Source organism: Novosphingobium sp. KN65.2 (genome assembly GCF_001368935.1).
GTDB lineage: Bacteria > Pseudomonadota > Alphaproteobacteria > Sphingomonadales > Sphingomonadaceae > Novosphingobium > Novosphingobium mathurense.
In genome coordinates, this window is record NZ_CCBH010000046.1 from 64,403 (window position 1) to 70,473 (window position 6,071).

General features: G+C 65.0%; 4 protein-coding genes. 1 reads left to right on the top strand and 3 read right to left on the bottom strand.

Annotated features, from left to right (window positions below; all coding sequences use genetic code 11):
• Positions 1-33: 33 nt before the first annotated feature.
• A complete protein-coding gene (locus tag SPHV1_RS01690) occupies positions 34-1,389 on the bottom strand; it encodes a GntP family permease (RefSeq protein WP_054944394.1) in 1,356 nt (451 codons plus the stop codon).
• Positions 1,390-1,601: 212 nt separating this feature from the next.
• Here SPHV1_RS01690 and SPHV1_RS01695 point away from each other — a divergent pair, with 212 nt between their 5' ends.
• Positions 1,602-2,906, top strand: a complete 1,305-nt coding sequence (locus tag SPHV1_RS01695) for an HD-GYP domain-containing protein (RefSeq protein ID WP_156367195.1) — start codon at positions 1,602-1,604, stop codon at positions 2,904-2,906.
• A 56-nt stretch (positions 2,907-2,962) separates the two neighbouring features.
• Here the strand turns inward: SPHV1_RS01695 and SPHV1_RS01700 are convergent, their stop codons facing one another.
• The gene (locus SPHV1_RS01700) at positions 2,963-4,744 is read right to left on the bottom strand and encodes an SLC13 family permease (protein ID WP_054944385.1); all 1,782 of its coding nucleotides are present in this window, start codon (positions 4,742-4,744) and stop codon (positions 2,963-2,965) included.
• 15 nt (positions 4,745-4,759) lie between these two features.
• The coding region (locus tag SPHV1_RS01705) for a carbon-nitrogen hydrolase family protein (protein WP_054944386.1) at positions 4,760-6,071 on the bottom strand (1,312 nt) is incomplete at its 5' end.

The following is a 6,071-nucleotide window of genomic DNA, read 5'->3' on the forward strand; positions in this document are numbered from 1 at the left end:
CCGAGGGTCCGGCGGGCTGCCCGCCGGTTCCCGTCAGCTTATCGCAAAGAGCGCGATCGCGACGGCAAGGCCGATCGTCGGCACCACGACGGTCAGCAGCCCCACGGCGGGATAGGCGTCGCGGTGGGTCTCCCCGCAGATCGCCCGGATCGTCGTTACCACGTAGCCGTTGTGCGGCAGGCTATCGAGCGCGCCGCTGGCGATGGCCACGGTCCGGTGGAGTTGCGAAGGGTCCGCGCCCATGGCCAGATAGCCGGGTGCCAGCAAGGGCAGCGCGATCGACTGGCCGCCCGAAGCAGATCCGGTAAGCCCCGCGATCACGGTCACCGCAATGGCCGCGCCGATCAGCGGATCGCCCGGCAGGTGCTGGACGGCATCGAGCGCCGCCTGAAATGCGGGCGACAGCGATGCCACGGCCCCGAAACCGACGACCGCGCAAGTATTGGTGATCGCCACCACCGCCCCGGTCGCCCCGCGCGAAAACGCGGCGGGCATGGCCCCGCGCGAGCGCAGGCCGATCAGGACCGCGATTGCCGTGCCCGCGCCCAGCGCGACGACCAGCGCCCATTTGCCCAGCGACGCGCCGGGCAGCAGCGCCGCCAGACCGGCTATGGCCTGCGGATACTGGAAAAGCATGAAGACGCCGAGAACCGCGACAAGCGGCAGGATGCACAACAGCGGATGGGGCAAGTGCCGGTCGGCGGAACGGGTATCGTCGCCCGGCCTGCTCTCGAAGCGCTCACCGCGCGCCACGGCCCGCTTCACCATGCGGTCGAGCAGGAAATAGCCAAGCCCCGCCATCAGCACCGCAACGACGAGGCTGACCTGCCAGCCGGCATAGGCGTCGGTGCCCAGATACTGCATCGGGATCAGGTTCTGGATCTCGGGAGAGCCCGCGCTCGTCATCGTAAACGTTACCGATCCGAAGCACAGCGCGCCGGGGATGAAGCGGCGCGGCATGTCAGCCTCGCGGAACAGGTGGACGGCCAGGGGATAGACCGCGAAGCCGACGATGAAGACCGACACGCCCCCGTATGTGAGGATGGCGCAGGCCGCGACGACCGCAAGCACGGCATGGCGGATGCCGATTTTTCGCACGACCCAGTGCGCCACGCTGGCTGCCGCACCGCTGGCGCCCATGACTTCGCCGAAGATCGCGCCCAGCAGGAACATCAGGAACCAGTCGCCGAAGAAGCCGGTGAAGCCTTTCATGTAGGCGGTCGCGAAATCCGGCGCGCCTTCGGCGGCGAGCGGGGGCAGCCACGCCAGTCCGCTCGTCCACGCGACGATCGCGGCGGCAATCGGCCCGGCAAGGAGGATGTTCACGCCCCGCACGGTCATCCAGATCAGCAGGATCAGGGCTCCTGCAAGACCGATGGCACTGATCAAGACCTCATCCTCCCTTAAGCATTTCGCATCTTCGGCGAACGCGCGCATCCCTTGCGAATTTATCGCGCGTTGTCCTTATGTTGCAGGGCCGGTCGAGGCTTGTCCATGAGGCAATGCAACAGTTGGTTAAGCGACCGTTACCCAAAGAAACCATAACCTCTCTTAACGCTATGCGCCCAAACCTGCCGCCATTGACAAAACTTGGCGGTCGCATGGCGTTAAAGAAAATTTCCACGTCCCAGGTCGAACTGGGCATGTTCATTCACGGTTTTCAGGGGAACTGGCTGAGCCATCCCTTCTGGAAAGCCCGCTTCGTCGTGGCTGACGAAGACAAGCTGGAGACCCTGCGGGCAAGCAAGCTGGACGCCATCATCATCGACACCGATCGCGGAATCGACGTGCCAGCGAACGAAGACAGGGCCACGGCGACCGTGACTTCCGCGCCGCGCCCGAACGGCACCATGCAGGCCCGGCAATTCGAACGGCGCACGATGCCCCGTCCTGCGCCTGTGATTGCGCGACCGGCGGGCGGCGATTCCGCGGCGTTCCGTTCCGGTCCGGTCCCGGTAGCACGCGAATTCGGCAAGGCCCGACAGACCGCGGGCAAGGCCCGCAAGGTCATCTCCAAGGTCTTCCTGGAAGCGCGCCTCGGCAAGGCGCCGCGCGTCGCCGAAGTGACACCCGTGGTCGAGGACATCTATGCTTCGATCCAGCGCAATCCCTACGCCTTTTCCGGCCTGATGCGCTGCAAGGCGGAAAGCGAGACGATCTACCAGCACATGCTCTCGGTCAGTGCGCTGATGATCTCGCTGGCCCGCCAGATGAGGCTTTCGCCCGCCGACACGCGCAATGCCGGAATGGCCGGACTGCTGCTCGATGTCGGGGTGAGCCGGCTCTACGTCAATATTGACCCGCATGAAGGGGGCATCAGCGCGATCCCGAGCGACGTCTGGCACCGCCATCCCTACATCGGCAAGGACCTGCTCGAAGCGGCCGGGGAAGTGCCCGAGGAGGTGCTGCACGCTGTCATGCGCCATCACGAAAGGCTGGACGGAACCGGCTTTCCGCAGAACCTTACCGGCTCGCAGATCGACACGCTCTCGCGCATGGCCGCCGTGTGCGACACATACGACCACATCGTCTCGGGCATGCTCAACGGGCATGCGGCGGACCCTGCCAACGCCATGCAGGAACTGATCGAGATGCGCGACGTGTTCGACGGTGAGGTGCTGGACCGCTTCGTCGAGGCGCTGGGTGTCTACCCGGTCGGCTCCTTCGTGCTGCTGCGTTCGGAACGCATTGCCATGGTGATCGACCAGAACCCCGAGGAACCGGCCGCACCGACCGTGCGCACCTTCTATTCGCTGGCGAACCGCAAGCGCATCGTTCCCAAGACGATCGTGCTGTCCAACTGCTTCGGCGAGGACGCGATCATCGGCGTGGAATCGCTGGACGGGCTGGGGCTGCCCCCGGTGGAGGAACTGCGCGAGCAGATCCTGACCGGCAAATCATCTTAGGAAGAGACAGCCGTCTTGCCTGCCAGCGTGGGGATGACGGCTGATTTTTCTCTCGCTCAGATCCCGTACCAGTAGACCAGCGTCGTCGAGAGCGCGGCAACCATGATCAGCACCAAAGGGATTCCCGAGCGCAAGTAGTCCGCGAAACGGTAGTCGCCCTCGGTCAGGATCATCATGTTGGTCTGGTAGGCGACCGGGGTCGCGTAACACAGGTTGCAGCCGAACAGCACCGCCAGCACCAGCGGCTCTGGCGGCAGGTTGAGCTGGCTGGCGATGTTGAAGGCGATCGGGGTGCCCACAGCCGCTGCCGCAGTGTTCGAGGCGAAGTTGGTGAGCATGGTGACGAAGACCATGATCGCGGCCAGCACTCCGGCGGGCGGCAGGTACTGGAGGCCGGTTGCCAGCAGGCCGCCCATCCATGCCGCGGCGCCGGAAACGAGGATGAACTTGCCCAACGCAATGGAAGCGGCGACGAGGACGATGACCTGCGCGGACAGCGCGCGCCCCACTCTCTCGAACCGCACGCACCCGGTCACGAACATCAGGATCGCACCGGCCAGCGAGGAAATCGCGATCGGTACAAGACCGACGCTGGCGAGGCCGACCGCGCCGGCCATGATCGCCAGAGCCACCGGGGCCTTGGTCGAACGCGTCACCTCCTGCCCGCCTTCCAACTGCAGCAGGCCGTCGCTCTCGGCAAAGCGGCGCAGGTCGCCCGCCATGCCCATGACGAGCAGAACGTCGCCTTCCATCATCGGCGCATCGGGCGAATGCAGGCGGGTATCGCGAAACGGCTGGCGCGCATGGTGGATGCCCAGCAGCGCCACGCCGACGAAACCTGCCGTCTTGGGCGTCAGGCCGATCAGGCGGCTGTCGGGCGCGATGATCATCTCGGCAACCATCAGGTCGTCGCCGGTGCGGCTGGAATTGGACCGGATGCGCTCCAGCAACCATGTCGGCGCCAGCTTGGCGGAGAGCTTGCGGGCCGCCTCCTGCAGGTCTTCCAGCGTTCCCGAGGCCATGACCCGCCGGTCGACCGAGCCGTTCGCACCGGCCGGCAACCAGACGCTCACGCCCGCGGGCACGTTGCCGCGCACTTCCTCGATGGTCTTGCCGCGCATCGGCGAGTCGCCCTCGACCCGCAGCTTGGCAAGGAAGGTGCGACTTTCGACCGCCACGGCCTTGGTATTGTCGGGCAGCAGCCGCGGCATGACCAGCCAGATATAGGGCAGCGCGACGACCATCGCGCACAGGACAATCGGCGTGAAATGAAACACCGTGAGCGTCCTAAGCCCCAGATCCTGCGCGATCGAGACGACCAGCAGGTTCGTCGAGGTGCCGATGGTGGTCGCCATGCCGCCGATCAGGATGGCGGCATTGACCGGGATCAGCGTCTTCGATGCCGGCATGCCCCCGCGCCCGGCCAATTGCGCCAGGATCGGAATCATCAGCACGAGCACCGGAGTATCGTTGATGATCATCGACAGGAACATGCACATGACCACGGTCAGCAGCAGCCCAAGCGGCTGGTTGTACTGCCATACCCTGGCCAGCGCCCGCGCCGCAGGATCCAGCGAGCCGGTCACGACCAGCCCCCGCCCGAGGATCATCAGCGAACAGATCGTCACCAGCGCGTAGTGCCCGAAGCCTTCGAAGGCGAGCGCCAGACCTGCGTACTTGTCCTGTCCGGGCATCGGCAGGACGTAGAGCAGCAGGGCAATTGCACCGATCGTCAGCAGCGAGACGATCTCGACCCGCAAGCTGCCGTTGGCAAAGCCGTAGAACATCCCCAGCGCGATGAACAATGCGCCGAAGGCGTGAAGGTCTGGCAAGGCCATGGCGGTTTCCCGGCCTCAGGCCTGCTGCTGCGTCCATTCGACCCGGTAAAGGTCGAAGCGACGGTCGCGCAGGTTCTGGACGGTTCCCGACTGACGCGCCGTCAGCAGGGAATCGAGCGATAGATCGGCAATGGCAATGGTCTCGGTATTGGCCGGGGCATGGGCAGCCACGCCATCGCGCGAGAACGGGAAATCCGACGGCGTCAGGATTGCGCTTTCGGCATAGTGGACATCCATGTTCTCGACGTTCGGCAGGTTGCCGACGACGCCCGAGGTAATGACGTAGACCTGGTTCTCCACCGCACGCGCCTGACAGCAATAGTGTGCGCGCAGGAAGCCGCGCCGCTCATCGGTGCAGAACGGCACGAACAGCATCAGCGCACCCTGGTTGACGAGGTGGCGCGCCAGTTCAGGGAATTCGCTGTCGTAGCAGATCATCACCCCGATCGGTCCGCAGTCGGTCGGGATCACGTTGGCGCCATAGCCGCCCTGGATGTTCCACCACCTGCGCTCCGAGGGCGTGGGATGGAGCTTTTCCGATTGATGCACGGCGCCGTCGCGCAGGAAGGTATAGCCGATGTTGCGGATCTCGCTGCCGCCGCCTTCGCGCTTCACCTTGGTCGGGTGCGAACCGCCGATGATGTTGACGTTGTAGCTCACCGCCATGCGCGACATGAACTCGACGAAGCGGTCGGTATAGGTAGCGACTTTCTCGATTGCCTGCGCCGGCTGCAGCTTCTTCTCCTCGATGGAGAGGAGTTCGAGCGTGAACAGTTCGGGGAAGACCACGAAGTCGGATTCGTAGTCCGATGCAACGTCGACCCAGTACTCGACCTGTTCCTCGAACTGGTCGATCGTCTCGATCTTGCGCATCATGAACTGGACGGTCGCCACGCGCACCGAGCTGGGCACCCGTTCCTTCAGGCCTGGCACGGCCTTGCCGGTATCGCGCGGGGCAAGCGGATTGGTCCAGTACATCAGGACCGCGTAGCCGCCGGATTCCTTGTCGTTCGGAATGTAGTCCGGCATGATCCCGCGCGGTTCGTACCCCTCGTTCATCTGGAACAGGATGACCTGGTCGCGCACCTTCTTGTCGCGCACGGCCTGCACGTAGTCGGCCGGATTGGGATACTGGCGCCGACGGCGGGCGTAGCCGGGCATGCGACCGGCAAAGGCGATGCCCTTCAGCTCGAAATGCTGGCAGAGTTCCTTACGCTTGCGATACAGGCGCTGGCCGATGCGCAGGCGGCGGAAATCGGGATCGACGCAGACCTCGAAGCCGTAGAGGACATCGCCATCGACGGCCGGCGGGCGGCCATAGCCGCCA